The 26,975-nt window shown below is 73.9% G+C and carries 26 protein-coding genes; 8 read left to right on the forward strand and 18 right to left on the reverse strand.

Annotated features, from left to right (window positions below; genetic code table 11):
• Positions 1-180: 180 nt before the first annotated feature.
• Positions 181-567 carry a hypothetical protein gene (locus ACFC1T_RS19420; protein WP_375890133.1) on the forward strand — a complete coding sequence of 129 codons (387 nt, stop codon included), beginning with the start codon at positions 181-183 and terminating at the stop codon, positions 565-567.
• Positions 568-580: 13 nt separating this feature from the next.
• Here the strand turns inward: ACFC1T_RS19420 and ACFC1T_RS19425 are convergent, their stop codons facing one another.
• From ACFC1T_RS19425 to ACFC1T_RS19475, 11 genes are all read right to left on the reverse strand, one after another.
• Entirely contained in the window at positions 581-1,327 is a 747-nt protein-coding gene (locus ACFC1T_RS19425) for a sirohydrochlorin chelatase (RefSeq protein WP_375890135.1), read from the reverse strand.
• Between the two features lie 11 nt (positions 1,328-1,338).
• The gene (locus tag ACFC1T_RS19430; RefSeq protein ID WP_375890136.1) at positions 1,339-2,256 is read right to left on the reverse strand and encodes an ABC transporter permease; all 918 of its coding nucleotides are present in this window, start codon (positions 2,254-2,256) and stop codon (positions 1,339-1,341) included.
• On the reverse strand, positions 2,243-3,046 hold the full coding sequence (locus ACFC1T_RS19435; protein ID WP_375890137.1) for an ABC transporter ATP-binding protein: 804 nt from the start codon (positions 3,044-3,046) through the stop codon (positions 2,243-2,245). Before ACFC1T_RS19435 ends, ACFC1T_RS19430 begins: the two co-directional genes overlap by 14 nt.
• A 147-nt stretch (positions 3,047-3,193) precedes the next feature.
• Entirely contained in the window at positions 3,194-4,363 is a 1,170-nt protein-coding gene (locus ACFC1T_RS19440) for an aliphatic sulfonate ABC transporter substrate-binding protein (RefSeq protein WP_375890139.1), read from the reverse strand.
• A 240-nt stretch (positions 4,364-4,603) separates the two neighbouring features.
• Positions 4,604-5,941, reverse strand: a complete 1,338-nt coding sequence (locus ACFC1T_RS19445) for a sulfate adenylyltransferase subunit 1 (protein WP_375890141.1) — start codon at positions 5,939-5,941, stop codon at positions 4,604-4,606.
• Positions 5,941-6,897: a sulfate adenylyltransferase subunit CysD gene (gene cysD / locus ACFC1T_RS19450; RefSeq protein ID WP_375890142.1), complete on the reverse strand. Its 957-nt coding sequence runs from the start codon at positions 6,895-6,897 to the stop codon at positions 5,941-5,943. Before cysD ends, ACFC1T_RS19445 begins: the two co-directional genes overlap by 1 nt.
• Positions 6,894-7,490 carry an adenylyl-sulfate kinase gene (gene cysC / locus ACFC1T_RS19455; RefSeq protein ID WP_375890144.1) on the reverse strand — a complete coding sequence of 199 codons (597 nt, stop codon included), beginning with the start codon at positions 7,488-7,490 and terminating at the stop codon, positions 6,894-6,896. The genes cysD and cysC overlap by 4 nt, the downstream gene beginning before the upstream one ends.
• Positions 7,491-7,539: 49 nt before the next feature.
• Positions 7,540-8,244 (reverse strand): phosphoadenylyl-sulfate reductase, encoded by a 705-nt coding sequence (locus tag ACFC1T_RS19460; protein ID WP_375890145.1) that lies wholly within the window; start codon positions 8,242-8,244, stop codon positions 7,540-7,542.
• Complete coding sequence (locus ACFC1T_RS19465) at positions 8,222-8,404, reverse strand: hypothetical protein (RefSeq protein ID WP_375890147.1); 183 nt, start codon at positions 8,402-8,404, stop codon at positions 8,222-8,224. The genes ACFC1T_RS19460 and ACFC1T_RS19465 overlap by 23 nt, the downstream gene beginning before the upstream one ends.
• A 72-nt stretch (positions 8,405-8,476) precedes the next feature.
• Positions 8,477-10,201, reverse strand: coding sequence for a nitrite/sulfite reductase (locus ACFC1T_RS19470; protein ID WP_375890149.1), 1,725 nt, complete (start codon positions 10,199-10,201; stop codon positions 8,477-8,479).
• Between the two features lie 199 nt (positions 10,202-10,400).
• On the reverse strand, positions 10,401-10,484 hold the full coding sequence (locus ACFC1T_RS19475; RefSeq protein ID WP_310593185.1) for a putative leader peptide: 84 nt from the start codon (positions 10,482-10,484) through the stop codon (positions 10,401-10,403).
• Between the two features lie 259 nt (positions 10,485-10,743).
• On the opposite strand from ACFC1T_RS19475, the gene ACFC1T_RS19480 reads away from it, so the two are divergent.
• Entirely contained in the window at positions 10,744-12,087 is a 1,344-nt protein-coding gene (locus ACFC1T_RS19480; RefSeq protein WP_375890150.1) for a YihY/virulence factor BrkB family protein, read from the forward strand.
• A 271-nt stretch (positions 12,088-12,358) separates the two neighbouring features.
• On the opposite strand, the gene ACFC1T_RS19485 is transcribed toward ACFC1T_RS19480, so the two are convergent.
• Complete coding sequence (locus tag ACFC1T_RS19485) at positions 12,359-14,197, reverse strand: FtsW/RodA/SpoVE family cell cycle protein (RefSeq protein WP_375890152.1); 1,839 nt, start codon at positions 14,195-14,197, stop codon at positions 12,359-12,361.
• 263 nt (positions 14,198-14,460) lie between these two features.
• Here ACFC1T_RS19485 and ACFC1T_RS19490 point away from each other — a divergent pair, with 263 nt between their 5' ends.
• The 4 genes from ACFC1T_RS19490 (at position 14,461) to ACFC1T_RS19505 (ending at position 19,392) form a co-directional block, all read left to right on the forward strand.
• On the forward strand, positions 14,461-15,492 hold the full coding sequence (locus ACFC1T_RS19490) for a cytochrome c oxidase assembly protein (RefSeq protein WP_375890154.1): 1,032 nt from the start codon (positions 14,461-14,463) through the stop codon (positions 15,490-15,492).
• 376 nt (positions 15,493-15,868) lie between these two features.
• Entirely contained in the window at positions 15,869-16,990 is a 1,122-nt protein-coding gene (rsgA, locus tag ACFC1T_RS19495) for a ribosome small subunit-dependent GTPase A (RefSeq protein WP_375890156.1), read from the forward strand.
• 270 nt (positions 16,991-17,260) lie between these two features.
• Positions 17,261-18,886, forward strand: a complete 1,626-nt coding sequence (locus ACFC1T_RS19500) for a DNA-3-methyladenine glycosylase 2 family protein (RefSeq protein ID WP_375890158.1) — start codon at positions 17,261-17,263, stop codon at positions 18,884-18,886.
• Complete coding sequence (locus ACFC1T_RS19505) at positions 18,883-19,392, forward strand: methylated-DNA--[protein]-cysteine S-methyltransferase (protein ID WP_375890160.1); 510 nt, start codon at positions 18,883-18,885, stop codon at positions 19,390-19,392. The genes ACFC1T_RS19500 and ACFC1T_RS19505 overlap by 4 nt, the downstream gene beginning before the upstream one ends.
• Before the next feature lie 35 nt (positions 19,393-19,427).
• On the opposite strand, the gene ACFC1T_RS19510 is transcribed toward ACFC1T_RS19505, so the two are convergent.
• Both ACFC1T_RS19510 and ACFC1T_RS19515 read right to left on the reverse strand, forming a co-directional pair.
• Positions 19,428-19,937 (reverse strand): GNAT family N-acetyltransferase, encoded by a 510-nt coding sequence (locus tag ACFC1T_RS19510; RefSeq protein ID WP_375890161.1) that lies wholly within the window; start codon positions 19,935-19,937, stop codon positions 19,428-19,430.
• 44 nt (positions 19,938-19,981) lie between these two features.
• Positions 19,982-20,500: a MarR family winged helix-turn-helix transcriptional regulator gene (locus ACFC1T_RS19515; protein ID WP_375890163.1), complete on the reverse strand. Its 519-nt coding sequence runs from the start codon at positions 20,498-20,500 to the stop codon at positions 19,982-19,984.
• A 144-nt stretch (positions 20,501-20,644) separates the two neighbouring features.
• On the opposite strand from ACFC1T_RS19515, the gene ACFC1T_RS19520 reads away from it, so the two are divergent.
• Entirely contained in the window at positions 20,645-22,225 is a 1,581-nt protein-coding gene (locus ACFC1T_RS19520; protein WP_375890165.1) for an MFS transporter, read from the forward strand.
• Here ACFC1T_RS19520 and pth read toward each other — a convergent pair.
• From pth to ACFC1T_RS19540, 4 genes are all read right to left on the reverse strand, one after another.
• Positions 22,212-22,796 (reverse strand): aminoacyl-tRNA hydrolase, encoded by a 585-nt coding sequence (gene pth, locus ACFC1T_RS19525; RefSeq protein ID WP_375890167.1) that lies wholly within the window; start codon positions 22,794-22,796, stop codon positions 22,212-22,214. The two genes, ACFC1T_RS19520 and pth, sit on opposite strands and share 14 nt — an antisense overlap.
• Positions 22,797-22,960: 164 nt before the next feature.
• Positions 22,961-23,593 (reverse strand): DUF305 domain-containing protein, encoded by a 633-nt coding sequence (locus tag ACFC1T_RS19530; protein ID WP_375890287.1) that lies wholly within the window; start codon positions 23,591-23,593, stop codon positions 22,961-22,963.
• A 122-nt stretch (positions 23,594-23,715) separates the two neighbouring features.
• Complete coding sequence (locus ACFC1T_RS19535) at positions 23,716-24,378, reverse strand: DUF3105 domain-containing protein (RefSeq protein ID WP_375890169.1); 663 nt, start codon at positions 24,376-24,378, stop codon at positions 23,716-23,718.
• Between the two features lie 100 nt (positions 24,379-24,478).
• Complete coding sequence (locus ACFC1T_RS19540) at positions 24,479-25,018, reverse strand: hypothetical protein (protein ID WP_375890171.1); 540 nt, start codon at positions 25,016-25,018, stop codon at positions 24,479-24,481.
• A 327-nt stretch (positions 25,019-25,345) separates the two neighbouring features.
• Between ACFC1T_RS19540 and ACFC1T_RS19545 the strand changes: the two genes are divergently transcribed.
• Complete coding sequence (locus tag ACFC1T_RS19545) at positions 25,346-26,908, forward strand: hypothetical protein (protein WP_375890173.1); 1,563 nt, start codon at positions 25,346-25,348, stop codon at positions 26,906-26,908.
• Positions 26,909-26,975 lie beyond the last annotated feature (67 nt).

The raw sequence follows: 26,975 nt of genomic DNA on the forward strand, positions 1-26,975 counted from the left end.
TTGTTTTTTTTCAAACCCCCCCCCCCCCGGGGGGGCCCCCCGCCCCCCGGCGGCCCCCGCCCTCGGTGCTGCCGCGAGCCGTCACCCGCCCGAGTGGGTGCGGCTGGCCCGGCGTGCGGGCCGCTGGCACGCTGCGGCCCAGGAGACGGGAGAGGCCCGGTGGCTCGATGGGAGTGGTGGATGGCCGACGAGCCGGAGCTCGAAGCGATCGCCGGGTACGGCGGGACGCGCGAACTGGCCGGGGGCCAGGTCATGGACGCCGAGCCGCCGGCCCCGGAGCCGGCGATGATCACCACCTGGCTGCGGCTGCCCAAGCCGGTGATGGACGAGGTGCGACGACGGGCGCAGGAGCGGGAGACCGAGCCGGGCGTCCTCCTCCGGGAATGGGTCGAAGCCGCCGTCGTGGACCCGGGCGGGACCGTGCCACTGAGTGTGATCACCGCCGCCGTCGCGCGTCACCAGCAGGAGCATGCGGCCCGGACCGGTCGGCACTTCGAGCGGGCGCGGCACTGGGAAGCCGCCGAGATCGCCGCGTACGTGCACCGGGCGGAGACAGAGGCGCGCTGAGCCGGACTCCGGCTCAGGCGCTCAGCGCCGGAACCGTTGCCGCCGCCCGGCGGACCCGGTCGTAGCGTTCCAGCAGCAGTGCGGCCAGCTCCGGGGCGGCGCCGAGGACGTCGGCGACCAGGTCCGCGCCCGCCGCAGCCGCCGCGATGCGGTCCGGCAGCAGGCCCGGGGCCAGCAGGTACGGGGCGACGGCGGTCCGCTCGGCGCCGGCCGCGCGCAGGGCGGCGAGGGCGTCGGGCACGCGCGGGCCCGCCGCCGAGGCGTACGCGACCTCGACGGCGGCCCAGCCGCGGGTGCGGCGCCACTCGGCGGCGACCCGGCGGGTGGCCGCGTCGGCGGCCGGGTCGGAGGAGCCGGCCGCGGCCAGCACCACCCCCGTACGGGCGCGGACCGCCGCGGAGCCGACGTCGAGCCCGGCCCCGGCCAGCCGGCGGTCCAGGGCGGCGAGCAGCAGCGGGGAGGGGCCCAGCACGTCCGCCACCGGCAGGCCCGTGCCGGTGGCGCGCAGCGCGGCGGGGATGTCGTGCTTGGCGTGGAAGGCCCGGTTGAGCAGCAGTGGGACGGCCACCGCGTCCGCCGCCCGCCCGAACCGGCCGGACCGCCCGACCAGCTGGGGGATCCGCGGCGCGCAGTGGTCCAGGTAGGCGGTGGCGACCTCCAGGGCGGGCCGCTGGGCCCGCACCTCCCGGACCAGCGCGGCCACGGTCGCGGCGTGCCGCGGGTCGCGGCTGCCGTGGGCGATGAGCAGGAGGGCGGGCACCGGCGGCCGCCTCACTTGCCGGAGGCCAGCAGGCCGCGGTTGCGCAGCACCCGGCGTTCGACCGGGGTGAAGACGAGCAGTTCGATGGCGATGCCGACGAACAGGATCAGGATGATGCCGAGCAGCACCCCGGACATGTCGGAGAACTCGCGCTGGTCCTCCAGGAACCGGCCCAGGCCCCGGCCGAGGTCGGGGGAGGAGGCGACGAGCTCGGCGGCCATCAGGGAGCGCCAGGAGAACGCCCAGCCCTGCTTGAGGCCGGCCAGGTAGCCGGGCAGCGCGGCGGGGATGAGCACGTGGCGGGCGCCGGTCAGGCCGGTGGCGCCGAGGGTGCGCCCGGCCCGCAGGAACAGCGGCGGGACCTGGTCGATGCCGGCCACCAGCCCGTTGGCGATGGACGGGACGGCGCCGAGCAGGATCACCGCGTACATCATCTGGTCGTTGATGCCGAGCCAGATGACGGCGGCCGGCACCCAGGCGACCGAGGGCAGCGACTGGAGGCCCTGGAGGACCGGGCCGATCGCGGTGCGCACCGGCCTGACCCGGGCGACGACCAGGCCGATCGGGGTGCCGATGACGACGGCGAGCAGGAAGCCCGACAGGCCGCGCCAGACGCTGGTCCAGATGATCGAGAACAGCGTGCCCTGGTACCAGAGGTCCTGGAGGGAGTGCCACACGTCGGTGGGGCTGGGCAGCTTGTACGAGGAGGTGAGGTGCAGGCTGTACGCGCCCTGCCACAGCGCCAGCACCACCAGCACGCCGATCAGCGGCGGCAGGGCCTTGCCGCGCAGCACCTCGCCGAGCGAGCTGCGCCGGGCGGTGACGGAGTCGAGGGCGTCCAGGCCGGCGCCGACGTCGGCGCTGTCGGAGACGCTGTCGGAGACGGGGTTCTTGTCCAGGACGACGGGAGCGGTGTCAGTGCTGGCCATGGCGACGGATCTCCCCACGCAGTTCTTCGGTGATCTCGATGGACAGGTCGGCGACGCCGGAGGACTCGATGCGGCGCGGCTGCGGAAGGTCGATCCGCCACTCCCGGGCGACCCGGCCGGGGCGGGAGGAGAGCAGCACGACGCGCTGGGCCAGCCGGACGGCCTCGCGCACGTTGTGGGTGACGAACAGGACGGACAGCTGCCGTTCGGCCCAGATCCGGGTGATCTCGTCGTGCAGGACGTCCCGGGTGATGGCGTCGAGGGCCGCGAACGGCTCGTCCATCAGCAGCACCTTGCTGCCCTGGGCGAGGGCGCGGGCCATCGCGACGCGCTGGCGCATGCCACCGGACAGCTCGTGCACCCGCTTGCCGTACGCGCCGTTCAGGCGGACGAGTTCGAGCAGGCGCTCGGCCTCGGCCCGGCGTTCGGGGCGGGGGACGCCGGCCAGCTTGAGGGCCAGTTCGATGTTCTTCCCGGCGGTGAGCCAGGGGAACAGGGCGTGTTCCTGGAACATCAGGGCGGGGCGGCCGCCGGACACCTCGATGCTGCCGCGGGTGGGCGCGTCGAGGCCGGCGACCAGGTTGAGCAGGGTGGACTTGCCGCAGCCCGAGGCGCCGAGCAGGGTGACGAACTCGCCGGGCGCGACGTCGAGGGTGATGTCGTCCAGCACGTGGGTGGCGGCGCCCGGGCGGCCGAAGGACTTGTGCACGTGCGAGATCCGGACGGCGGGGGTGCCGCCGGTGGCGTCGGCGCCGGGGGCGTCCGCCGAGGTGGTCAGTGCCGGGGTCATCCGGGCACCTCCTGCGTGAGTGGTCTGGCGGGGCTGGCGGGGGCTGCGGAGCGGGAGGCCGGGTCCGGCCCCGCCCGGCCCGGTGGGCATCGATCGGGGATCGACCGGGCGGGCGGGGGCCGGACCGCGGAGCTGCGGGGCGCCGGGCTACTTGGCGCCGAGTCCGGCGTCCGCCACGGGCGCCTGGCCCTTGGCCGCGAGGACCTTGTTCAGCAGGGTGAGGTCGTAGATGCCGTTCAGGTTGGGCTTCTTGAGGAGCCCGGCGGTGACGGCGTGGTCGGCCTCGGCCTGGAGGGTGTTCGCCAGCGGGTCGTCCAGGAAGTCGATGTCGGACCAGGCCGGGTCGAGGACGGCCGGCTCCAGCGCGTTGCCGGCCTCCTTCTTGATCGCCTCGTTGGCGTCGGCCTTGGCCTTGTCGGGGTTGGCCTTGATGAAGGCGTTGGTGTTCACCGAGCCGCGCAGCACGGCCTCCACCACGTCCGGGTGCTCCTTGAGGAACTTCTGCGAGACGATGATGTTGGTGATCACGAACTTCTTGTCCGGCCAGACGTCCTTCTCGTTGAGCAGGACCTTCGCGCCGAGGGTGACCAGCTTGGAGGCGGTGGGCTCGGGCACCCAGGCGCCGTCGATGGAGCCCTGCCGGTAGGCGTCGGGGGTGACCTTGTTGTCGGTGCGCACCACCGAGACGTCGCCCGCGCCGGACGCCGCGTCGACCTTGTAGCCCTTGCCGGCCAGGTAGTTGAGCAGCGCCACGTCCTGGGTGTTGCCCAGCTGCGGGGTGGCGATCTTCTTGCCCTTGAGGTCGTCCAGCGAGCCGATCTTCTCGGGGTTGACCACCAGCTTGACCCCGCCGGAGGCCGAACCGCCGATGATCTTCAAGGACTTGCCGTCGGACTTGGTGTAGCCGTTGATCGCCGGGGAGGGGCCGATCCAGCCGATGTCGATCGATCCGGCGTTGAGCGCCTCGATCTCCGCCGGGCCCGCGTTGAAGACCTGGGTCTTCACCTGGGTGGCGCCCAACTCCTTCTGGAATATGCCTTCCTGGAGCCCGACCAGCGGGGTGCCGTGGGTCAGGTTGGCGAAGTAGCCGATCTTCACCGTGTCCGCGGTGAGCTTGGGGCCGGACGCCGAGCTCCCCACGGTGGCCGCGGTGTCGGCCTTGGTGTCGGCTTTGGAGCCGTAGCTGCAGGCCGACAGCAGGGCGACGGCGGTCAGGCCGGCGGCGGCGGCCGCGGCCGTGCGTCTGATCCGGCCGGCGTTGGGGCGGGCGGGCCGATCGGAGGGGGTGCGGTACGAGGGTGCCTGGTGCGGTGCCATGGTGGGTCCTGTTCGCGGACGGACCGTCAGGAAGCGGTCCCGGGCGGACGGTGGGAAGGTGGCGCTTGCGGCAGGGGGTGTGCCGGGCAAGCCGGGCGGCCGTGGGGAGCGGCCCGGTGACGGGGCGTTCTCAGCCCCGTCGGCCCGCACATCGGGTCAAGCCGCCCTGGCCGCTGCCGAGGACGCCGCTGCCGATGCGGCCGCCTTCCTTGTCCATGCCCGAGAACGCCTCGCTGGGCATCAGACCCAGTCCTCCTCTTCGGGCGCGCCGGGCGCGCCGTCGGTGCGTACGGTGGCGAAGGCCTCGCCCGCCATGCCGGCGGTGAGGGTGGTGCCGTCGGCCGGGTCGATCAGCAGGAACGAGCCGGTGCGGCGGTTGTCGGTGTAGTCGTCGAGGGCCAGCGGCTCGGCGGTGCGCAGCTTCACGTGGCCGATGTCGTTGACGTTCAACCCCTCGGTGCCGGAGCGCTGTTCGAGGGTGTCGATGTCGATGCGGTAGGTGATCTCCTTGACGAGGGCGCGCACGGTGCGGGTGGTGTGCTTGAGCAGCACCTTGTCCCCGGCGCGCAGCGGCCGCTCGTTGAGGTGGCTGACGGTGGCCTCGATGTCCTTGGTGGGGGCGGGGGAGGCTCCGGCGGTGATGAGGTCGCCGCGGGAGATGTCGAGGTCGTCGGCGAGGCGGACGGTGACCGACTGCGGGGCCCAGGCGAGGTCCGTTTCCCGTCCGAGGGCGTCGATGGCGGCGACGGTGGTGGTGTGGCCGGAGGGCAGCACGGTGACGGGGTCGCCGACGCGCAGCACGCCGGAGGCCAGCTGGCCCGCGTAGCCGCGGTAGTCGGGGTGCTCCTCGGTCTGCGGGCGGATCACGTACTGGACGGGGAAGCGGGCGGGCTCCGCGCCGGGGTCGCTGCCGACCGGGACGGTCTCCAGGTGCTCCAGCAGGGTCGGGCCGCCGTACCAGTCCATCTGCGCGGACGGCTCGACGACGTTGTCCCCGGCGAGGGCGGAGATCGGGACGGCCAGCACGTCCTTGACCCCGAGCGAGGCGGCGTAGGCGGTGAACTCGGCGGCGATCGCGGCGAACACCGGCTCGGCGTAGTCGACCAGGTCCATCTTGTTGACGGCCAGCACCACGTGCGGCACCCGCAGCAGGGCGGCGACGGCGGCGTGCCGGCGGGTCTGCTCGACCACGCCGTTGCGGGCGTCGACCAGGACGACGGCGAGTTCGGCGGTGGAGGCGCCGGTCACCATGTTGCGGGTGTACTGCACGTGCCCGGGGGTGTCGGCGAGGATGAAGCGGCGCCGGGGGGTGGCGAAGTAGCGGTAGGCGACGTCGATGGTGATGCCCTGCTCGCGCTCGGCCCGCAGGCCGTCGGTGAGCAGCGCGAGGTCGGGTGCCTCCTGGCCGCGGCTGCGGGAGGCGTGCTCGACGGCCTCCAGCTGGTCGGCGAGCACCGACTTGGAGTCGTGCAGCAGGCGGCCGACCAGGGTGGACTTGCCGTCGTCGACGGAGCCGGCGGTGGCGAAGCGCAGCAGGGAGGTGGCGCTGGTCCCGACGGTCGTGCTGGTGGTGCTCATTAGAAGTACCCCTCGCGCTTGCGGTCTTCCATCGCGGCCTCGGACAGCTTGTCGTCGGCGCGGGTGGCGCCGCGCTCGGTGAGGCGGCTGGCGGCGATCTCGGCGATCACGGCCTCGATGGTGGTGGCGTCGGAGTCGACGGCGCCGGTGCAGGACATGTCGCCGACGGTGCGGTAGCGCACCAGGCGCCGCTCGACGGGCTCGCTGTCCTTGGGGCCGCCCCACTCGCCGGCGGTGAGCCACATGCCGCTGCGGGCGAAGACGTCCCGCTCGTGGGCGTAGTAGATCTCGGGGAGTTCGATGCCCTCGCGCTCGATGTACTGCCAGACGTCCAGCTCGGTCCAGTTGGACAGCGGGAAGACCCGCACGTGCTCGCCGACGGCGTGGCGGCCGTTGTACAGCGACCACAGCTCGGGGCGCTGGCGGCGCGGGTCCCAGGCGCCGAACTCGTCGCGCAGGGAGAAGACGCGCTCCTTGGCGCGGGCCTTCTCCTCGTCGCGGCGCCCGCCGCCGAACACCGCGTCGAAGCGGTTGGTCTCGATGGCGTCGAGCAGTGGCACGGTCTGCAGCGGGTTGCGGGTGCCGTCGGGGCGCTCGCGCAGTCGGCCGTCGTCGATGAAGTCCTGGACGTGGGCGACGTGCAGGCGCAGGTTGTGCTCGGCGACGGTCCGGTCGCGGTAGGCGAGGACCTCGGGGAAGTTGTGGCCGGTGTCGACGTGCAGGAGGGAGAAGGGCACGGCGGCCGGCGCGAAGGCCTTGAGCGCCAGGTGCAGCATCAGGATGGAGTCCTTGCCGCCGGAGAACAGGATCACCGGGCGCTCGAACTCCCCCGCGACCTCGCGGAAGATGTGCACCGACTCGGCCTCCAGCGCGTCCAGGTGGGACAGCGCGAAGGGCCCCCCTGAATCCTGGCCGGCGTCCTGGGTGCGGACCGGGCTGTCGGTCGCGGTGGTCATGCCAGACCCCTCTCGGTCAGGAAGGCGTGCAGCTCGGCGGCGGACTCGGCGACCGCGCGGCCCTGCGTCTGGAGGCGCAACTCCGGTGCGGCCGGGGCCTCGTACGGGTCGTCGACGCCGGTCAGGCCGGAGATCTCCCCGGCGGCCTGCTTGGCGTACAGGCCCTTGACGTCCCGTTCGGCGCACAGCTCGACCGGGGTGGCGACGTGGATCTCCAGGAACTCGGTGCCGGCCGCGGCGTGCCGCTCGCGCACCGCGGTGCGGGAGTCGGCGAACGGGGCGATCACCGGGGCGAGCACCTTGACGCCGTTGGCGGCGAGCTTCTCGGCGACGAAGCCGATCCGGGTGACGTTGGTGTGCCGGTCCTCGCGGGAGAAGCCGAGGCCCTTGGAGAGGAACTCGCGGATCTCGTCGCCGTCCAGCACCTCGACCTTGTGGCCCTCGGCGCGCAGCCGTCCGGCCAGTGCGAAGGCCAGGGTGGTCTTGCCCGCGCTCGGCAGCCCGGTCAGCCACACGGTGGCGCCGCGCTCGCAGGGGGCGGCCGCGGGGGCCGCCTCTGCGGCTCCGTCGGCGGCCGGGGTGTGAGCTGTCACGGTTCGTTCCTTACGCGGTGGTTGACGGACGGTCAGGAGGCCGGGGGCCTCAGAGGTGGATGCCGCACTCGGTCTTGCCGGAGCCGGACCAGCGGCCGGCCCGGGCGTCCTCGCCCTCGCCCGGCTTGCGGGTGCAGGACAGCGGCGAGCAGCCGATGGACGGGTAGCCCTCCCACAGCAGCGGGTTGAGCAGCACGCCGTTCGCGGCGACGTAGGCGTCCACGTCCTGCTGCGTCCAGCGGGCGATCGGGGCGATTTTGACCTTGCGGCGCTTCGGGTCCCAGGAGACCACCGGCGTGTTCGCCCGGGTCGGGGACTCGTCGCGGCGCAGCCCGGTCGCCCACGCGTCGTAGCCGGCCAGGCCGCGGTTGAGCGGCTCGACCTTGCGCAGCGCGCAGCACAGGTCCGGGTCGCGGTCGTGCAGCCGCGGCCCGTGCTCGGCGTCCTGCTCGGCGACCGTCCTCAGCGGGGTGAGCGTGATGACGTTGACCGGCATGGTCGCGGCGACCGCGTCCCTGGTCCCGATGGTCTCCGGGAAGTGGTAGCCGGTGTCCAGGAACACCACGTCCACCCCCGGGAACACCGAGGAGGCGAGGTGGGCGACCACCGCGTCCTCCATCGAGGAGGTGACGCAGAACCGCTCGCCGAAGGTGTCGGCGGCCCAGCGCAGCACCTCCTGCGGGGTGGCCTCCTCCAGCTCGCGGCCGGCCCGGACGGCGAGCTCCTCGTGGTCAGTCGTGGCCCGGTCGGTCATGCGACGCACCCCCGTTGGTCGGTGACAGCAGGCCGAGGAACTTCAACTGGAAGGCGCGGCGGCAGCCGTGGCACTCCCAGGCGCCGTGGCCGGCCTCGGACGGGCGCAGGTCCTCGTCCCCGCAGTACGGGCAGAAGAACGGCGCGGCTCGCTCACTCATCGCCCACCTCGCTCCGCTCGGCGTTCGCTTCGCGAACAACGCCCTGCCTACCGGTTCGCTCGCTGCGCTCGCTCACGACAGCTGCTCCTCGGTGGCGCGGGCCGTCCACTGGGCGAAGCGCTCGCCCTCGGCGCGGTCGGCCTGGTAGCGGGTCAGCACGCGCTCGACGTAGTCGGGCAGGCCGGCGCTGGTGACCTTGAGGCCGCGGACCTTGCGGCCGAAGCCGGCCTCCAGGCCGAGCGCGCCGCCCAGGTGGACCTGGTAGCCCTCGACCTGCTCGCCGTGCTCGTCGGTGACCAGCTGGCCCTTGAGGCCGATGTCGGCGACCTGGATCCGGGCGCAGGCGTTCGGGCAGCCGTTGATGTTGATGGTCAGCGGCTCGGCGAACTCCGGCAGGCGCTGCTCCAGTTCGTCGATCAGGGTGCGCCCGCGCTCCTTGGTCTCGACGATGGCGAGCTTGCAGTACTCGATGCCGGTGCAGGCCATGGTGCCGCGGCGGAACGGCGAGGGGGTGACCCGCAGGTCGAGCTCCTCCAGGCCGGCCACCACCGAGTCGACGTGCTCCTCGGCGATGTCGAGGACCAGCATCTTCTGCTCGGCGGTGGTGCGCAGCCGGTCGCTGCCGTGGGCGGCGGCGAGGTCGGCGATCCGGCCGAGCAGCTTGCCGTCGACCCGGCCGACGCGCGGGGCGAAGCCGATGTAGTAGCGGCCGTCCTGCTGCTTGTGGACGCCGACGTGGTCGCGCCAGCGGGCGGCGGGCTCGGCCGGGGCGGGCCCGTCGACGAGGCGGTACTTCAGGTACTCGTCCTCCAGGACCTGACGGAACTTCTCCACGCCCCAGTCGGCGACCAGGAACTTGAGCCGGGCGCGGTTGCGCAGGCGCCGGTAGCCGTAGTCGCGGAAGATGCCGATGACACCGCCGTAGACGTCGGCGACCTCGTCCAGCGGGACCCAGGCGCCCAGGCGCACGCCGAGCTTGGGGTTGGTGGACAGGCCGCCGCCGACCCACAGGTCGAAGCCGGGCCCGTGCTCGGGGTGGACCACGCCGACGAAGGCGACGTCGTTGATCTCGTGGGCGACGTCCAGCTGCGGGGAGCCGGAGACCGCGCTCTTGAACTTGCGCGGCAGGTTGGAGAAGTCCTTGTTGCCGATGAAGCGGCGCTGGATCTCCTCGATGGCCGGGGTGCCGTCGATGATCTCGTCCTCGGCGATGCCGGCCACCGGCGAGCCGAGGATGACGCGCGGGGTGTCGCCGCAGGCCTCGGTGGTGGACAGGCCGACGGCCTCCAGCTTCTGCCAGATCGCCGGGACGTCCTCGATCCGGATCCAGTGGTACTGGATGTTCTGCCGGTCGGTCAGGTCGGCGGTGCCCCGGGCGTACTGCTCGGAGACCTCGGCGACCGCGCGCAGCTGGGCGACGGTCAGCCGGCCGCCGTCGATGCGCACCCGGAGCATGAAGTACTCGGCGTCCAGCTCGTGCGGGTCCAGGATCGCGGTCTTGCCGCCGTCGATGCCCTCCTTGCGCTGGGTGTAGAGCCCCCACCAGCGCATCCGGCCGCGCAGGTCCGCGGGGTCGATCGAGTCGAAGCCCCGGTGCGCGTAGATCGTCTCAATACGTGTCCGCACATTGAGACCGTCGTCGTCCTTCTTGAACTGCTCGTTGGCGTTCAGCGGGGTGAAGTGCCCCATGCCCCACTGGCCCTCGCCGCGGTGGCGGGTCACCTTGCGAGCCGCGGCGGGGCGGGGCGCGACCGGGCGGTCGGCCGTGGGCTCGGCAGTCTCGGGAGAGGTGGCCATGGTGAAGTCCTTCTAGGCAGGTGGCGCTGGCGCCGGGTGGGTCGCGGGGCGTGCTCGGCCGTGCGATCGCTGCTGTGACCTGCGGGTTTCTCAGGGCCGGGAGAGCAGCTGACCGGGCCGGGCGGGCGCCTGCGCATCCGCTCGTGCGGGGATGGCGGGGTGGACGGCGCCGGGTGCGGTGGTGCGGCGGGGTGGGAGCTCAGGTCACCGGACAGATGGCGCTGGACACGCGAAGGAGATCGACGTGGAGTCGACCTACTAGGGTGGTTCCGGCGCTAGGCATGGCAAGAGATTCGCACGGCGCGGGACTCGCGGTCCACTAACATCCGCATACTGGACTCCGGAGTTTCGGCATCTGGGACGCCCGGGCGTTCCCGCCGCTCCCGGCCGGGCCTCCTGACGGGCGCTCGGACCGCGGTCCGGTGCGGCGGCCGACGCGGCGGTGCGCACGTGCCCGGACGGCAGCCCGCACGGCCGGGGCGCACGCGCCCGCACCCCGGGGGAGATCAACCGGAGCGACCCGGCCCGATACCGTTAGCCCTGTGCAAGCAGCAGGCGATACGAGCAGACCGAACCCCGAACGGCCCTCCCGGCGCCGGGGCAAGGGCTCCCGGCGCGCGGCCAAACAGGGCCTGTGGCGCCGCACGGCGTGGGACTTGGTCAAGGACACCACCAACACCTGCGTCGAGTACCGGGTCACCGGCCTCGCCGCCGAGGCGGCCTTCTTCACCCTGCTGTCCATCCCGCCGCTGCTGCTCGGCCTCGCCGCCACCCTCGGCTACCTCGACGGGTTCCTCGGCGCGGGCACCATCGAGCGGCTCAAGCACGACATCGTCTCGGCCTCCGGAACGGTCCTGTCCGACTCCTCCGTCAACGAGGTCGTCAAACCGCTGCTCAGCCAGGTCTTCGACCAGGCCCGGCCCGACCTGATCTCGATCGGCTTCCTGCTGTCGCTGTGGTCCGGCTCCAGGGCCCTCTACATCTTCATCGACACCATCACCGTCATGTACGGGCTGGACGGCAAGCGCGGCATCGTCAAGACCCGGCTGCTGTCGCTCGGCCTCTACCTCGGCGCCCTGGTGATCGGCTCACTGGTGCTGCCGCTGCTGATGGCCGGGCCCGGACTGGTCGAGAACGCCGTCCCCGGCGCCGCCGGGCTCGTCGGCGCCGCCTACTGGCCGGTCGCCATCCTGCTGCTGATCGTCTCCCTCACCACCCTCTACCACCTGGCCGTGCCGGTCTCCACGCCCTGGCGCGAGGACATCCCCGGCGCGCTGGTCGCCCTGGTGGTCCTCGTCTTCTGCAGCGTCGGCCTGCGGCTCTACCTGGTCAGCTCGGTCGAGGGCCCCTCGGTGTACGGCTCGCTGGCCGCGCCGGTGGCCGTCCTGCTGTGGATCTTCGTGGTGGCCCTCGCCGTACTCATCGGCGCCGCCATGAACGCCGCCATAGACCGCCGCTGGCCCACCCTGGAGACCGCCGACGCCCGCGCCGAGAACGAGCGCGCCCACGAGGAGGCGGCCGCCGCGGTGGTCCGCGAGGTCGCCGCCCGCCGGGCCGTCGAACGGGCCCGGCGGGCCCGCGAACTCGGACTGGCCGAGGGCGTCGAGGAGGAGTGGGGCGAGGAGGACGGCGACGACGTCGACGTGCCCGCCGAGTACCCCGAGCGGTGGGCCGACGTGCTGGCCGCCGACAACGTGCGCGCGCGGCTCACCGCCCGGCCCGGGCCGCACCACCGGCCCGCCCCGCCGCCGCCGGACAGCGACCGGCCCTCCCCACCGCCGCCGGAGCGGCCGGGGGCGGGTGCGGGACCGGGTGCGGGGCCGGGGGCGGAGCAGGTGCCGGGGTACCCGCCCAGGCCGCCGCAGCCGCCGTGGGAGCAGCGGTAGTGGCGCGGTAGTGGCACGGTAGGGGCACGGCCGTGGCGGCGGCTTGGTACGGGCAGGGCCTCCCTCGCGGGTGCGGGGGAGGCCCTCTGCGTTGCCGGTCGCGTTGTCGGTTGCGCTGACGGCGGTCGGCCGGTGTTCGACTTGTGTACGAATCGTGCCGAGGGCGGTCCGGGCCGGTCGGCGGGGGCCTGCGGCACCTTGACGGGACCTTGACGGCCGGCCGGCGGGGTGTGCCGGTGGGTGCCGGTGGGGCCGGGGTGTGCCGGTGGGGTCAGCCGATCGTCGGGTTCTGCGGGTACGGGGGCTGCTGCGGGTGGCCGTAGCCGTGGGTGGACTGCTCGTTGATCGGCGGGTAGCCGTACGACGCCTGCGCTCCACCGTGCTGGGGGCCACCGTGCTGCGGACCGCCGAACTGCGGACCGCCGTACTGGGGGGTGCCGGGCAGCGTTCCGCCGTGCTGCGGTCCGTCGGGCCGGGGCGCGCCGGGCGCGTGGCCGAAGGAGGGGCGCAGCTCGGTGGGGGCGCCCGGGTCCGCGTGGCCGGGGCCGGGCGGCGCGGACGGCGCGGACGACGGGCCCGCCGGGTCGGGCCCGGTGCCCGGCAGCGGGTCCAGGCCCGCGGCCAGCGGTTCGCCCGCCCCCAGGGTCCCGCCCGGGGTGGCGGAGGCCGGAGTGCCGGCCGCCGCCCGCTCGGCCGGGACGGCCTGCGCCGGGAGCGGCTCCGGGCTGGTCGGGGCCGGGTCCATGGCGGTGCGCCCCGAGGAGTCGCTCAGCTTGATCAGCAGGGCGACCATCAGCCAGTTCGCCAGTAGGGAGGAACCGCCGGCCGCCAGGAAGGGCAGCGCCTTGCCGGTCAGCGGGACCAGCCCGCTCACGCCGCCGACCACCACGAACACCTGCAGCGCGAGGGCCGCCGACAGGCCGGTGGCCAGCAGCTTGCCGAACGGGTCGGTCAGGCCGACCGCGGTGCGCAGCCCGCGCTGGATCAGCAGCACGTACACCAGCAGGATCGCGGTCACCCCGGCCAGGCCGAGTTCCTCGCCGATGGTGGTGAAGATGAAGTCGCTGCGCCCGGCGAAGCCGATCAGCCACGGCCGGCCGGAGCCCAGGCCGGTCCCGGTCATGTGTCCGGTGCCGAGGCTGAACAGGGCCTCGGCGGGCTGTGCGGAGATCGCCTGGTTGTTGACCGGGGGGAAGTAGTCGAGCGGGTGCAGCCAGGCCTCGACGCGTCCGTGCACGTGCGGCTCCACGGTGCCGACCACGGCCGCGCCGCCGACCGCCATCAGCAGGCCGAGCACCACCCAGCTGGTGCGCTCGGTCGCCACGTACAGCATCACGACGAAGACGCCGAAGAAGATCAGCGAGGTGCCCAGGTCGCGTTCGAAGATCAGCACCATCAGGCTGACCGCCCAGATCGCCAGCACCGGTCCGGCGTGCCGCCCGCGCGGGAGGGTCATCCCCCAGACCTTCCGCCCGGCCAGTGCCAGGGCGTCCCGGGAGGCCATCAGGTAGCCCGCGAAGAAGATCGTGATCGCGACCTTCACGAACTCGTCCGGCTCGAAGGAGGGCAGCCCGGGGAGCTTGATCCAGCGCTTGGCGCCGAAGCTGTCGGTCGGCGAGAAGATCGGCGCGGTCAGCAGGATCAGCGCGCCCGCCATCAGCACGTAGACGTAGCGCTGGAAGAAGCGGTGGTGCTTGACGAAGACGATCAGCGCGAGCGCCGCCGCCACCGCGATGAACGTCCACATCAGCTGGCCCGGCGCGGCCGGGAGCTTCTGGTAGTCGCCCTTGGCGGCGTGCGCGGCCTTGTAGCTGAAGTCCAGCCGGTCCAGCAGCACCAGCCCGAAGCCGGTCAGGAACACGCCCAGCGGCAGGATCAGCGGGTCCGCGTACGGTGCGAACCGGCGCACCGCCAGGTGCGCCACCGCGACCAGCGCGCCGAGGGACAGGCCGTGGACGAGGAGCCCGGGCGGCAGCTTGTCGGTCATCGCCAGCGAGGCGTCGATGTGTCCGGCCAGGCAGACGGCCACCGCGAGCGCCAGCAGGCCCAGCTCGATGTTGCGGTGGCGCGCGGCCAGCCGCCGGCCCTCGCCGCGTGCAGTGCTTTGCACCTCTTGTCGTCCCCTTGCTGTCACCCACGTGGCCGGTATCGCCGACGGTGCATCCTGCCAGACGGGAGCGGGCTCGCGCCGGTTGCGCCTCCGGGGTCGCCATGGGCAGAACTTTGCCTGGGCAAAGCTTTGTTCGGCTTTGGCAAAGCTTTGTTCAGGTCCGGGTATAGAGGTGGGCCCCGGCTGCGGCGGACGGCGTCGGGAAGGCCATCATGGCCGGGCGCCGCGGCCCCTGCGGCGGTAGGGATGAGGTGGGCGGACGGATGAACGGCGCGGTGGACGGCGCGTTGGCCGGCGGGTTGGCCGACGGGGCCCGGGTGCTCGCGTACGGCGGACCGCCCGCGTGGCAGTGGTCCGACCTGGCCACCTCCTGGACCTTCGAACCGGTGGTGCTCGCCCTGTCGCTGCTGCTCGGCGGCTGGTACCTGGCCGCGGTGCGCACCGCGAACCGCGGCGACGGCGCCCGCTGGCAGCCCACCCGCACCGCGGCCTTCCTCGGCGGGCTGCTGCTGTGGATCTGGTGCACCTGCTCCGGCCTCGGGGTGTACGAGCGCGTCCTGTTCACCGACCGGGCCGTGCAGGTCGTGCTGCTGCTCATGGTCGTCCCGCTGCTGCTCGCGCTCGGCGCCCCCGTCTCGCTGCTGGTCCGGTCCTCGCCGGAGCACCGGCGGGAGCGGATCCTGCGGGCGCTGCGCAGCCGACCCTCCAAGGTGCTGATGTTCCCCGCGGTCTCCACCGCGCTGCTGATGGCGCCGCCGTGGCTCCTCTACTTCACGCCCTGGTACGAGTGGTCGGTCTCCAGCGGTGTCGGCAACCTGGTGCTGCACCTGGCGTTGGTGCTGCTGGGCCTCGCCTACTTCTGGCCGCGGCTGCAGCTCGACCCGGTCGGGCACGAGTACCCGCACCTGGTCGGGCTGTTCATCACCTTCGCCGAGGTGATCTTCGACGCGGGGCTCGGGATCGTGCTGATCTACGGCGGGCACCTCGTCGCCGAGCACTACTACGTGGCGCTCGGGCGGCCCTGGGGGCCGAGCCTGGCGCAGGACCAGACTTGGGGCGGCAACGCCTTCTGGGTGCTGGGCGACCTCGTCGGCCTGCCGTTCCTGGCCGCGCTGGTGCGGCGGATGGTGGTGCAGGGGCGCGAGGAGATCAAGGCCGTGGACGCCGAGCTGGACGCCCGCTTCGAGGCGCAGGCCGCGCAGGACCGGGCGGCGGGGCGGCCGGAGGAGGACGAGGGCGGGATGCGGCCGTGGTGGCTGGACGACCCGAACCTCAAGCACCGCTACGGGGGGTAGCGGCGGGTCGGTGCGTCGTGCGTCGTGCGTCGTGGGTCCTCTGTCGTCCGTCGTGCGTCGTCCGTCGCGCATCGTCCGTCGTGCGCCGTCCTGCGGCCGGGCCAATGTTGGCCCGCTGCAACCCCTCCCTGCCGCATTTCCGCAGGTCAAAAATAGGTTGGCCCCAACCGCCCGCCCCGCTAGCGTGTGACACATCGGTTCGGGGGCCATTGGGCCGCCCGAGGAGTAGAGAGCAGGAGGTGAACCCCGTGGTCGTTGTCGCCCCGATAGCTGCCCTGGGCAGCACGCGCGTTCACCACCTCTTCCCGGCCGCCGGCTGAGCCTTCCGCGCCAGCCGTAGCCCGCCGGGACCATCTCCTCCCGAAGGGCCACTGCGTTGTTCAACGCTGCCTCCACTTCGCTGTTCTCCTCCTCCTTCCCCACCGAGAGTTCCCCGCTGGCCCGCTACGGCTGGACGCCCGAGCTCGACGAGCTCTTCGTCCCGCTCGCCGAGGCCGGCCTGCTCCCCGCCCGCATCACCCGGGTCGACCGCGGCCAGTGCGACGCCGTCCTGGCCGACCCGGAGACGGGCGAGCTGCGCACCGTCCGGCTCGACACCCGGCCGGTGGGCGACGCCGACATGATCAACTGCCCCTGCACGGGCGACTGGGCCGCCGTCGACCTGCACGCCCAGCCGATGGCCGCCGTCTCCGCGCTGCTGCCGCGCTCCACCGCGATCATCCGCAAGGTGGCCGGCAAGCGCTCCGACGGCCAGGTGCTGGCGGCCAACGTCGACACCGTACTGATCGCCGCCTCGCTCGCGGCCGATCCCGACCTCGGGCGGATCGAGCGCTTCCTGGCCCTGGCCTGGGAGTCCGGCGCCGAACCGCTGGTCGTCCTCACCAAGGCCGACCTGGTCGACGACGCCGAGTTCATCCGGGCCGACGTCGAATCCGTCGCACCGGGCGTCACCGTGCTGGTGGTCAGCGCGGAGAGCGGCGAGGGCATCGACGTGCTCCGCGCCTGCGCCCCCGGCACCACGGTGCTGATCGGCCAGTCCGGCGTGGGCAAGTCCACGCTCACCAACGCGCTGGTCGGCGCCGACGTGATGACCGTCCAGGAAGCCCGCGAGGTCGACCAGAAGGGGCGCCACACCACGACCACCCGCGAGCTGATACCGCTGCCCGGCGGGGGCGTGCTCATCGACACCCCCGGGCTGCGCGAGGTCGGCCTCTACGGTGGCGAGGGGGTGGACCTGGCCTTCGCCGACATAGCCGAGCTGGCCGAGGGCTGCCGCTTCCACGACTGCAGCCATCACAGCGAGCCCGGCTGCGCGGTCCGCGCGGCGCTGGAGGACGGCACCCTGCCGCAGCGCCGGATGGACAGCTACCTCAAGCTCCAGCGCGAGAACGAGTGGATCGCCTCGCGCACCGACGCCCGGGTCGCCAAGGCCCGGCTGAACAAGTGGAAGGCGATCACCAAGTCGATGCGTGCGGCAGGCGGTCCGGTGAAGCGCTGACCGGATCCGTCCTCGGCGCAGCGGTTCAGCAGCTCCATGGCCCAGCGTCCGCCCGGCGAGCCCGAGCGTGACGCCCCGCACTGACCGGTCGGCCGGCGGCCGGCGGCCGGCCAGTGCGGGGGCGGGCCGAGGCGGAGCCGGGCGGGGCCCGGCGTGGAGCCGGGCATGGAGCCGGACCCGGTGGTGGGTGTGTGGGTGGTGGGTGGTGGCGGCGGGAGGGTGGGGGAGGGGGAGGGGGAGGGGAGGGGAGGGGGAAGCCCCCCAACGGCAATGTCCGATTCCCGCCAGTCACCCCTCCTCCGATCCCGCAAACTGGACAACGTGATCGACGACGACATTCGGTACCGAGCCGTGGACAGCCGCGACGCCCGCTTCGACGGCGTCTTCTTCACGGCGGTCACCTCCACCGGCATCTACTGCCGGCCGAGCTGCCCCGCCGTGACCCCCAAACGTGCCAACTGCCGCTTCTACCCCAGCGCCGCGGCCGCCCAGGGCGCAGGCTTCCGGGCCTGCCGCCGCTGCCGCCCGGACTCGGTGCCGGGCTCCCCGGAGTGGAACCACCGCGCCGACCTGGTCGGCCGCGCGATGCGCCTGATCGGCGACGGCGTGGTGGACCGCGAGGGCGTCGCGGGCCTGGCCGACCGCCTCGGCTACAGCGCCCGGCAGCTCCAGCGCCAGCTCACCGCCGAGCTCGGCGCCGGCCCGATCGCGCTGGCCCGGGCCCGCCGCGCCCAGACCGCCCGGCTGCTCCTGCAGACCACCGAACTCCCCGTCACCGACATCGCGTTCGCGGCCGGCTTCGCCTCCGTCCGCCAGTTCAACGACACCGTGCGCGAGGTCTACGACCGCACCCCCAGCGGCCTGCGCGCCGAGGTGGTGTCCGGCCGCCGCACGGCGACCCCGGCCGGCGGGCTCACCCTGCGCCTGGCCTACCGCGGCGCGCTGGACAGTGACCACCTGATCGACTTCCTGGAGCTGCGCGCCGTCCCCGGCGTGGAGGAGGTGGTACCCGGCGCGCGCCCCGGGGTGCGCACCTACCGGCGCACCCTCGCGCTCCCGTACGGGCACGGCATCGCCGAGGTCGACGGCCTGGCACCGCAGGACCCGCGCACCCGCGGCTGGCTCGACTGCCGCCTGCTGCTCGCCGACCTGCGCGACCTGCCGACCGCCGTCCAGCGCCTGCGCGGCCTGTTCGACCTGGACGCCGACCCGGACACCGTGGACGAGCAGCTCGGCGCTGATCCGGTGCTCGGCCCGCTGGTCCGCGAGCGCCCCGGCCTGCGCTCGCCCGGCCACGTGGAGCCGCACGAGCTCGCCGTCCGTGCCGTGCTCGGCCAGCAGATCACCGTCGGCGCCGCCCGCACCCTGGCGGGCCGGCTCGCGGAGAAGTACGGTGCCGCGCTGCCCGAGCCGAGCGGCGGACTGCGGCTGCTCTTCCCCTCGGCGGCGGTGCTGGCCACCGCCGACCCGGAGGACTTCGCGATGCCCGCGGCCCGCCGCCGGGCGCTCACCGGCCTGTGCGCCGCGCTGGCGGAGGGCGTGGTGCGCCTGGACGGCGGCGTCGACCGGGAGGAGGCCGCCACCCGGCTGCTGGCGCTGCCCGGCATCGGCCCCTGGACGGTCGGCTACCTGCGGATGCGCGCCCTCGCCGACCCCGACGTCTTCCTTCCGACCGACATCGGCGTCAAGCACGGCCTCCTCCGGCTCGGCGCCCCCGGCGACGCCAAGGCCGCCGCCCACGCCGCCGAGGCCTGGGCCCCGTGGCGCTCCTACGCCGTCCACCGCCTGTGGGCCGGCCCCGCGAGCGCCGACAGCACCATCCCCAGCACCAGCACCATCCTCAGCACCAGCACCAGCACCAGCACGAACACCGGAACGGAGAACGACCCGGCATGAGCACCACCGTCTACACCACCATGGAGAGCCCGTTCGGCCCGCTGCTGCTCAGCGGCGCGCTGCCCGAGGACGGCGGCCCCGCGGCCCTGGCCACGGTCACCGCGCCCGGGCAGAAGTACGCGCTGGCCGAGCCCGCCGACGACTGGGAGTACGATCCCGAGGCCCTGGCCGAGCCGGTCGCCCAGCTGACCGCCTACTTCAAGGGCGACCGCACCACCTTCGACTTCCCGCTCGCCCCCGAGGGCACCGAGTTCCGCCGCCGGATCTGGGCCGCGCTGGACGAGATCCCGTACGGCACGACCGTGACCTACGGCCAACTCGCCGAACTGGCCGGGCAGTCGCCGCGGACGGTCCGGGCGGTCGGCGGCGCGGTGGGTGCCAACCCGCTGTTGATCGTGCGCCCCTGCCACCGGGTGCTCGGCGCCGGCGGCGCGCTCACCGGGTTCGCCGCGGGTGTGGACCGCAAGCGCTGGCTGCTGGAGCTGGAGAGCGGCACCCTCTTCTGAGACACCCGTGCCCGGAGGTCCCAACCCCGCAGGCCTCAACCCCGCAGGTCCACCCGCCAGTTGTTGCTGCGCATGAACCGACCGGGCGGGAACTCGAACTCCGTCTCGCCGAGCAGCGTGAACCCGGCCTTCGCGCAGACCGCATTGGAGGCGGGGTTGTCCACCGAGGGGAAGGCGTGCAGGAAGCGGTGCGCGGCCTCGCGCCGGGCGGCGGCGACGGCGGCCCGGGTGGCGGTCGCGGCGATGCCGCGCCCCTGGTGCTCGGGCAGCACGTTCCACCCCATCTCGTGCACGGTCCCGCCGTCCCAGCTGCGGGTGCCGTAGCCGACCGTGCCGACGGCCTCGCCCTCGGGCAGCAGCACGATCCGGTACATGCAGCCCAGCCCGGACGGGACGAAGTCCAGGTAGCGGCCGTGCCGGACGAGCAGCTGCTCCTCCGTCTCCGGCCCGCCGACGTGCTTCTTCATCTCCGGGGTGTTCACCCGGCGCAGCAGCGCGAGGTCGGCGTCCGTCCAGGGTTCGAGCTGTACCTCGGTGGTGGTCATGCCGGGGACGGTAGCGCCCGCCGGACCCCGTCCACCAGCGGTTTTCACCCGCCCGCGGGCCCCTCGGGGCCGACCGCCCCGGGCTCGGCGAGGGCGCGGGCGAGCCGGTCCAGCGCGGGCAGGGCGTGGACGACGGTCGCGCGGTCGGCCGGGTCCAGGGTGCCGAGGGCGGTGGCGATGCGGCGTTCGTGGGCGTGCTGCCAGTCGTCGAGCTGGAGCCGTCCGGCGGGGGTGAGGGCGATGCGGGCGGTGCGCCGGTCGCCGGGGTCGGCCTGGCGGTCGACGAAGCCGGCTTCCAGGAGCTTGCCGACCAGGCCGCTGACGGTGTTGGGGGCGAGCCGCTGGCGGGCGGCGAGTTCGCCGACCCGGAGCGGGGCGGCGGCGAGCGTCTGGAGGAGTTCGACCTGCGCCATCGGCAGGGACTCCCAGGGGTAGTCGGTGCGGATGCTGCTGCGCAGGGCGCGGCGCAGCCGGGTGACGGTGTCGGTCAGCCGCCGGGCGTGCTCGACCGCCGGGTCGGGGCTTTCGGTGGCGGGGTCGGGAACGTGTGGTGACGACGGCATGGCGGACAGCGTATCGCCTGGTACGGGGCGTTCCCGGGGCGCTGTCCGGTCCTCGGACGCGGGGTGGGCGCCCTGCGAGATGTTTCGTATCGCAGGGCGAGCAAGTCGTAGCAAGAACATATCTGCATCCGATATATTCGTGGCATGAACGCCACCGCCTTCACCGCGCGCCTGCTCACCGAGCGGGCCCGGCCCCGCGGCATAGCCGGCTGGCGCCACGCCCACTGGCTGGCCGTCGGCACGGTCTGTCTCGGTGCCTTCCTCGGCCAGCTCGACGCCAGCGTCATCGCCCTGGTCTTCCCCGCCCTCGGCCGCCACTTCGGCGCGGGTTTCGCCGCCGTCGAATGGGTCGCCCTCGCCTACCTGCTCGTCCTGGTCGCCCTGCTGGCACCGGTCGGCTGGCTGTCCGACCTGGTCGGCCGCAAGACCATGTACATCGGCGGCTTCGCCGTCTTCGGCCTCTCCTCCCTCGGCGCCGGACTCGCCGGCAGCCTGTGGATCCTGGTCGGCTGCCGGGCCGTACAGGCCGTCGGCGCCGCGATGATGCAGGCCAACAGCGTCGCCCTGGTCGCCCGCGGTGTCCCCGAGCACGCGATGCGGCGCGCGCTCGGCATCCAGGCCGCCGCCCAGGGGCTCGGGCTGGCGCTGGGGCCGAGCCTCGGCGGGCTGCTGGTGGAACACGCCTCCTGGCAGTGGGTGTTCTGGGTCAACGTGCCGATCGCGCTGTTCGGCATCGTGGCCGGCTGGTACCTGCTGCCCCGCACCCGGACCGCGGCCGACGGGCCGACCACCGTCCCCACCACCGTCCCCACTGCCGTTCCCACTACCGTCCCCGCGCCCCGAGGCTCTGCACGCCGCACGCCGTCCGAGCCCCGCTTCGACCTGCCCGGCATGCTGCTGCTCACCGGCGCGACCACCTCGCTGCTGCTCGCCCTCTCCACCGCCTCCGGTCTGCCGCTGCCCGGCTGGGCCGTGGTCGTCCTGCTGGCGGCCGCCGCGGTGCTCACCCTGGCACTGGTGCGCCAGGAGCGGCGGGCGGCCAGGCCGGTGCTGGCGCCCGGGCTGGTCAACACCCCGGGTGTGCGGTCCGGGCTGGTGGTCGCGCTGATCGGCTACCTGCTGCTGTTCTGCCCGCTCGTGCTGGGCCCGGTGCTGCTCACCGGAGCGGGCGTCTCGACGGCGGCCGCCGGCCTGGTGGTCACCCTGCTGCCCGCCGCGTTCGCGGTCGCCGCGACGGTCGGCGGCGGGTTGCTGCCCCGGGGCTGGTCGGACGTCGCCCGGTGCCGCGCCGGGGCCGGCCTCGCCGCCGCCGGACTGCTGCTGTTCGCCGTGCTGCCCGCCTCGGGCGCGGCGGTGGCGGCCCCGCTGCTGGTGGCCGGCTACGGGCTGGGGCTGCTGCTGCCGGCCAACAACGCCCTGGTGATGAGGGCGGTCCCGGCGGAGTGCTCGGCCGTCGGCGGCGGCATGGTGAACATGGCGCGCAGCCTCGGTACGGCGCTGGGCATGGCGCTGTCGGTCCTCGGTGTCCACCTGGCGGGCGCGGCGTCCGGTGGGCGGACGGTGCTGGTCGCCCTCGCGGCGGTCGCGGTGGCGGCCGTCGCCCTGACCCGCCCGACCGCGCGCCGGGACGGCCCGGACCGGGCGGGCTTCGACCCGCACGGCCCCGACCGGACAGGCCCCGACCGGACGGGCCCCGGCGGCCCGGAGGGCCTCAGGGCGCGGTGATGTTCAGGGCGTCCTGGGCCCGGTTCAGGCCGAGCCGCACCAGCGTCTCCAGGGCGTTCGCGCAGCGCTCCAACACCCCTGGCATCGCGGCCAGTTCCTCGTCCGTGAACTTCTTGAGCACGTAGTCGCCGACGCTCTGTCCCTTCGGCGGGCGGCCGATGCCGAAGCGCAGCCGGATGAAGTCCCGGGTGCCGAGCACGTCACCCACCGAACGGACCCCGTTGTGCCCGCCCGGCCCGCCGCCGCGCTTCAACTTGCCGGAGCCGTAGGCGAAGTCCAGGTCGTCCTGGACGATCACCAGGTGCTCCACCGGCACCCCGTACCGGCGCATCAGGCCGGACACCGGCCGACCGGACAGGTTGATGAACCACTGCGGCTTGGCCAGCAGCACCCGCCGCCCGTCCAGTTCGATCTCCGCGACCGTGCCGCCGATCCCGCGCCGCCGGAACCGGGCGCCGTGCCGTTCGGCCAGCCGGTCCACGGTCAGGAACCCCGCGTTGTGCCGGGTCGTCCGGAACCAGGGGCCGGGGTTGCCCAGTCCGACGATCAGCCAGGGCGCTTGAGGGGTCATGCGGGAACTCCAGGTGCTGTGGAACGGCGGACGGCCGGGGCGCGGTGCGGGCCGGTACGGGACCGCCCGCGCGCCCCGGCCGTCCGGGAGAACGGAGGGAACGGAGGGAACGTGACAACGAGGGAACAGCGGGAACAGAGGAACAGCAGCAGGACCAGCGGGTGTCAGGACGCGGGGACGCCGGGGGCGGCGCCGCGCTCCTTGAGCATGTCGGTCATCAGCTCCACCTCGGAGGTCTGGGCGACCACCATCGACTGGGCGAGCCGCTTCTCGACGTCGTTCTTCGCCATGTCGACGTACCCCTGGGCCATCTCGACGCCGCCCTTGTGGTGCTCGATCATCAGCTGCAGGTAGTACACCTCGGCGTCCCGCCCGCTGAGCGAACGCAGCTTCGCCATCTGGGTGTTGGTGGCCATGCCGGGCATCAGCGAACCGTCGTGGGCCTGGTAGTCGTGGCCCATCCTCATCCACGCCATCGGCTTGGCCGGCGAGTGCTGCGACAGCCCCCACTGGTCGATCCAGCCCATCATCATCCCGCGCTGGTTGGCCTGGGTGTTGATGATGTCGAAGGCGAGGGTGCGGGTCGGCTCGTCGCTGGTGCGGTCCCGGACGATGAACGACAGGTCGACCGCCTGCTGGTGGTGGGTCGCCATGTCACGGGCGAACCCGGCCTCGGGCGAGTCGTCGGCCGGGACGGCCACCGAGGAGGAGCCGGAGGCCGTGGTCGAACCCGCCACCAGGGCCGGCACCCCGAGCGCCAGCGCCACCGCGGCGGCCAGCGCCGCCGGCCACCACATCCGCCGACGGCCCGGCCGGCCGGCCGGCTCCGTCGTCCCGGCCCCGGCCCCGGCCGCGTCCGCGACCCCGGCCGATTCGGCCTCCTCCGCCGGGACGTCCTCGGGGCGGGCCCCCTCGGCGGTCACATCTGCCCCATCGTGCAGGAGGCGCCGGGCTCCTGGGTCTGCTTGCCCTGGACGTACTTGGTGAAGAACTGGCTGACCCGCGGGTCGCTGGCGCTGTCCACGATCAGCTGGGTGCTCCAGGCGTTCAGGGTGATGGTGCCCTGCTCGTCCGGGTACGGGCTCATCAGCGAGTACGGGGTGTTCTTGACCTTGTCGGACAGGGTCTTGATGTCGTCCGGCGTGGCCTTGCCGTTGTACGTCACCCAGACCGCGCCGTGCTCCAGCGAGTGGACGGCGCGCTCGTTCTCGACCGGCTGGTCGTAGACGTGGCCCATGCAGTCCAGCCAGACCGCGTTGTGGTCCCCGCCGACCGGCGGGGTCATCGGGTAGTTGACCTTCTCCTTGACGTGGTTACGGCTGAGGTCGCCGAAGGTCTTCACGCCCGGGATGTCCGCGTTGGCGGCGGCCACGCGGTCCTTCTTCTTCTGGTTCTGGTCCATGACGAACCAGGTGGCGGTGCCGATCGCACCGACCACCAGCACACCGGCGGCCACCGAGGCGATCACCTTGTTGCGGCGGTCGCGGCGCTGCTCGGCGGCGCGCAGCTCGGCGATCCGGGCGCGGCGGTCGACGTTGCCCTTGGCACCGGGCTTGTTGGACTGCTTGGAGGCGGAACCCATGATGGTCGTCCTTGTCCCCGCCGCGCACGGCTGTGGCGGCGGTCGGCTGTAGTGGAGGTAGGGCGGACCCGCCGACGGGAGCGTCGGCGGTGGGTTCCGCTCAGGACCGGTGGACCTGGAGTTCGTGCAGATCCGGCGCGGGGCGCGGACCGTCCAGCAGACCCGCGGGCACCGCCCGGGGCAGCGCCTCGGGCGTCGGCACGGCCAACGGCAGTACGGCGGGCTGCGGATGCGGCGGCGGGTTGGGCAACTGGGCGTCCTGCGGGCAGAACGGGTGGCTGGAGCAGCCGTTGTTGCGCGGTGGCTGGCCGTCGGCGGTGCACAGGATCCAGTGCTCCTGCGGTTCCCCGAACCAGTGGTGGTCGGACGCCCGGACGACGTCGTGGGCGTCGTGGGCGTCGCGGGCGTGCGGTGCCGGCGCGACGGCGTCCGCCGCGCTCGCCAGCGACACGGCGCTCACCAGGGACACGGCGCTCACCGGGGCCGGGCCGGGGCGGACGGGGGCGTCCGCCTTCGCCAGGCCCGAACACGGCAGCGCGGACAACAGCGCGACCAGCAACAGGACCAACAGCACACCCGCCGGGCGGCCCGCCGGTGCGGCCCTCCCCGGTCGGGGCGAGCTCGGGGCCGACGCGGTCATGCGCACATTTAATCAGCCGAACGGGTGAAGCGATGCCCCTCCTCGGACCTCATTTTCGGCCGCCAACACCCCCCAATGTCCAGGAAACGCCCTGCTCGGGGCACATCCGGCAAGCAGGGACGGAACGGGAGCGAACGAGTCGGTGACACCCGTCCCACCCAGCTGCCCGGACGGCCGTGAACCGGCAGGTGAGCGCGGTGGCCGGGATGATCCGATCGGTGACCGGTTGTCGCCGAAACCCGGACACGGTCGTTGCACTTGGAGACAATGACGCCAGTCCGGCCCCGCCGGGGGCGGCGCGACCACGGACCGACCAGGAGCCGCCAGATGAGCAAGCAGGGTGCACCCGCACAGCCGCCCCGGCCCGACGACGGCTGGTGGGACACCGTCTACGACGGTCCGGCGGGCACCCTCCCCGACACCCCGCACGCCGACCCGGGCGACGGCAGCGTCGACGACTGGTTCGACACGGCGGCCGGACTCATCGGGCCGCAGCGCACCGCTCCGCCGGTGCCGGAGCCCGCGGCGGAAGCTGCGGAGGAGCTTGCGGACGAGCCCGCGGAGGCGCCCACGGAGGCGCCCGTGGACGAGCCCGCGGAGGCGCCCGCGGCCGAACGGGACAGCATCGACGACTGGTTCGACGACGCGCTCGGCGTCATCGAGGGCGCCGGCGGCATCGGGCGCCAGCGCAGCTCGACCGAGACCCAGCAGGCCCCCGAGCCCCCCGCGGCGGAGCCCGAGCCCGAGCCCGAGCAGCCGCCCACCCCGGTCTCCCCGGTCCCCCCGGTCTCCCTGGAAAAGCCCGGCGGCGAGCTCGCCCCCGCCCCCACCCCTCCCCCCGCCGCAACCCCCGAGCCCGAACCCGAACCCGACCACGCGCCGCAGCCCGACCCCGAACCCGTGGCCCCCGTCCCCGTCCCCGCCTCGGTCCCCGACCCGCGCCTCGCCATCCGCACCCCGCTCGCCGAGACCCCTCCCACCGTCCCCCACGTCGGCGAACGCCCCCCGACCTACGGTCCCGAGCCGACCGCTGTACCGGAGGCCGACCCCGACACCCTCGACGCCGTCGTGCCGGACACCGCGCTCGAAGGCGCCCAGTACGGGGCGACCGTGCTGCGCGCGGTCTCCGTCCGCGGCGACTCCGCCCGCTACCGCGGCGAGCCGCGCCGGGACAGCCTGTTGGTCACCAGGTTCGGCGACGGCCCCGACGGGCTGCTGCTCGCCGTCCTCGCCGGCTACGAGCGCACCGGCGGCGCCGAGGACGAGTCACTCACCCCGCAGGCCGTCGCCGCGGGGACGGGCGAGGCCTGCCGCCAGCTCGCCGCCACCATCGGACGCAGCCGGACCGGCCTCGCCGCCGACCTGCGCGACGGTGCCCGCGACCGGCTGCGCTACGGCCTCCAGCGCCTGGCCACCGGCGCGGCCGCCCCGCTGCGGACCCTCGTCTCCCAGGCCGAGGGGGACGACAGCCCGTCCCCGGCCTCGCTGCACTGCCTGCTGATGTCGCTGGACCCGGCGGCCGGCTACCGCGCCGCCTTCGGCGTCGGGCCCGGCGGGCTCTACCTGCTGCGCTCGGGCCACTGGATCGACGCCTACGCGGCCCGGCTGCTCCACCACCCGGACGGCCAGCCGCCCGTCCCGGAGGCCCCCGTGCCGGACCCGCGCCCGTTCCGCTTCCGGCTCGTCCCCGCCACCCCGGGCGACATCCTGCTCCTCTGCACCCCTGGCCTGTCCCGCCCCATCGCCGACGAACCGGCCGTCGCCCACTTCCTCTCCTCCCACTGGGCCCACCCCCACCCCCCGGGCACCGTCGACTTCCTCCGCCAGGTCCAAGTCCGCGCCAAGGGCTACGCCGACGACCGCACCGCCGCCGCCATCTGGACCGAATGACCAAGCCCCATCGCACCAGAAGTCGGCCCGCCCGACTTCCAGCGCAGCCCCCCACGGCGCCAGCCGC

Origin of the sequence: Kitasatospora sp. NPDC056076, assembly GCF_042266305.1 — a bacterium.
GTDB lineage: Bacteria > Actinomycetota > Actinomycetes > Streptomycetales > Streptomycetaceae > Kitasatospora.

What these genes read in the sequence shown, in the direction of transcription:
- ACFC1T_RS19460 (WP_375890145.1), bottom strand. Translation starts at nt 8,244, where the DNA reads ATGACCGACCGGGCCACGACTGACCACGAGGAGCTCGCCGTCCGGGCC.
- ACFC1T_RS19510 (WP_375890161.1), bottom strand. Translation starts at nt 19,937, where the DNA reads ATGACCACCACCGAGGTACAGCTCGAACCCTGGACGGACGCCGACCTC.
- cysD (WP_375890142.1), bottom strand. Translation starts at nt 6,897, where the DNA reads ATGACCACCGCGACCGACAGCCCGGTCCGCACCCAGGACGCCGGCCAG.
- ACFC1T_RS19490 (WP_375890154.1), top strand. Translation starts at nt 14,461, where the DNA reads ATGAACGGCGCGGTGGACGGCGCGTTGGCCGGCGGGTTGGCCGACGGG.
- ACFC1T_RS19520 (WP_375890165.1), top strand. Translation starts at nt 20,645, where the DNA reads ATGAACGCCACCGCCTTCACCGCGCGCCTGCTCACCGAGCGGGCCCGG.
- ACFC1T_RS19430 (WP_375890136.1), bottom strand. Translation starts at nt 2,256, where the DNA reads ATGGCCAGCACTGACACCGCTCCCGTCGTCCTGGACAAGAACCCCGTC.
- ACFC1T_RS19540 (WP_375890171.1), bottom strand. Translation starts at nt 25,018, where the DNA reads ATGACCGCGTCGGCCCCGAGCTCGCCCCGACCGGGGAGGGCCGCACCG.
- ACFC1T_RS19435 (WP_375890137.1), bottom strand. Translation starts at nt 3,046, where the DNA reads ATGACCCCGGCACTGACCACCTCGGCGGACGCCCCCGGCGCCGACGCC.
- ACFC1T_RS19500 (WP_375890158.1), top strand. Translation starts at nt 17,261, where the DNA reads ATGTCCGATTCCCGCCAGTCACCCCTCCTCCGATCCCGCAAACTGGAC.
- ACFC1T_RS19505 (WP_375890160.1), top strand. Translation starts at nt 18,883, where the DNA reads ATGAGCACCACCGTCTACACCACCATGGAGAGCCCGTTCGGCCCGCTG.
- ACFC1T_RS19545 (WP_375890173.1), top strand. Translation starts at nt 25,346, where the DNA reads ATGAGCAAGCAGGGTGCACCCGCACAGCCGCCCCGGCCCGACGACGGC.
- ACFC1T_RS19445 (WP_375890141.1), bottom strand. Translation starts at nt 5,941, where the DNA reads ATGAGCACCACCAGCACGACCGTCGGGACCAGCGCCACCTCCCTGCTG.
- pth (WP_375890167.1), bottom strand. Translation starts at nt 22,796, where the DNA reads ATGACCCCTCAAGCGCCCTGGCTGATCGTCGGACTGGGCAACCCCGGC.
- ACFC1T_RS19440 (WP_375890139.1), bottom strand. Translation starts at nt 4,363, where the DNA reads ATGGCACCGCACCAGGCACCCTCGTACCGCACCCCCTCCGATCGGCCC.
- ACFC1T_RS19535 (WP_375890169.1), bottom strand. Translation starts at nt 24,378, where the DNA reads ATGGGTTCCGCCTCCAAGCAGTCCAACAAGCCCGGTGCCAAGGGCAAC.
- ACFC1T_RS19475 (WP_310593185.1), bottom strand. Translation starts at nt 10,484, where the DNA reads ATGCCTAGCGCCGGAACCACCCTAGTAGGTCGACTCCACGTCGATCTC.
- ACFC1T_RS19420 (WP_375890133.1), top strand. Translation starts at nt 181, where the DNA reads ATGGCCGACGAGCCGGAGCTCGAAGCGATCGCCGGGTACGGCGGGACG.
- ACFC1T_RS19470 (WP_375890149.1), bottom strand. Translation starts at nt 10,201, where the DNA reads ATGGCCACCTCTCCCGAGACTGCCGAGCCCACGGCCGACCGCCCGGTC.
- ACFC1T_RS19465 (WP_375890147.1), bottom strand. Translation starts at nt 8,404, where the DNA reads ATGAGTGAGCGAGCCGCGCCGTTCTTCTGCCCGTACTGCGGGGACGAG.
- ACFC1T_RS19530 (WP_375890287.1), bottom strand. Translation starts at nt 23,593, where the DNA reads ATGTGGTGGCCGGCGGCGCTGGCCGCCGCGGTGGCGCTGGCGCTCGGG.
- ACFC1T_RS19515 (WP_375890163.1), bottom strand. Translation starts at nt 20,500, where the DNA reads ATGCCGTCGTCACCACACGTTCCCGACCCCGCCACCGAAAGCCCCGAC.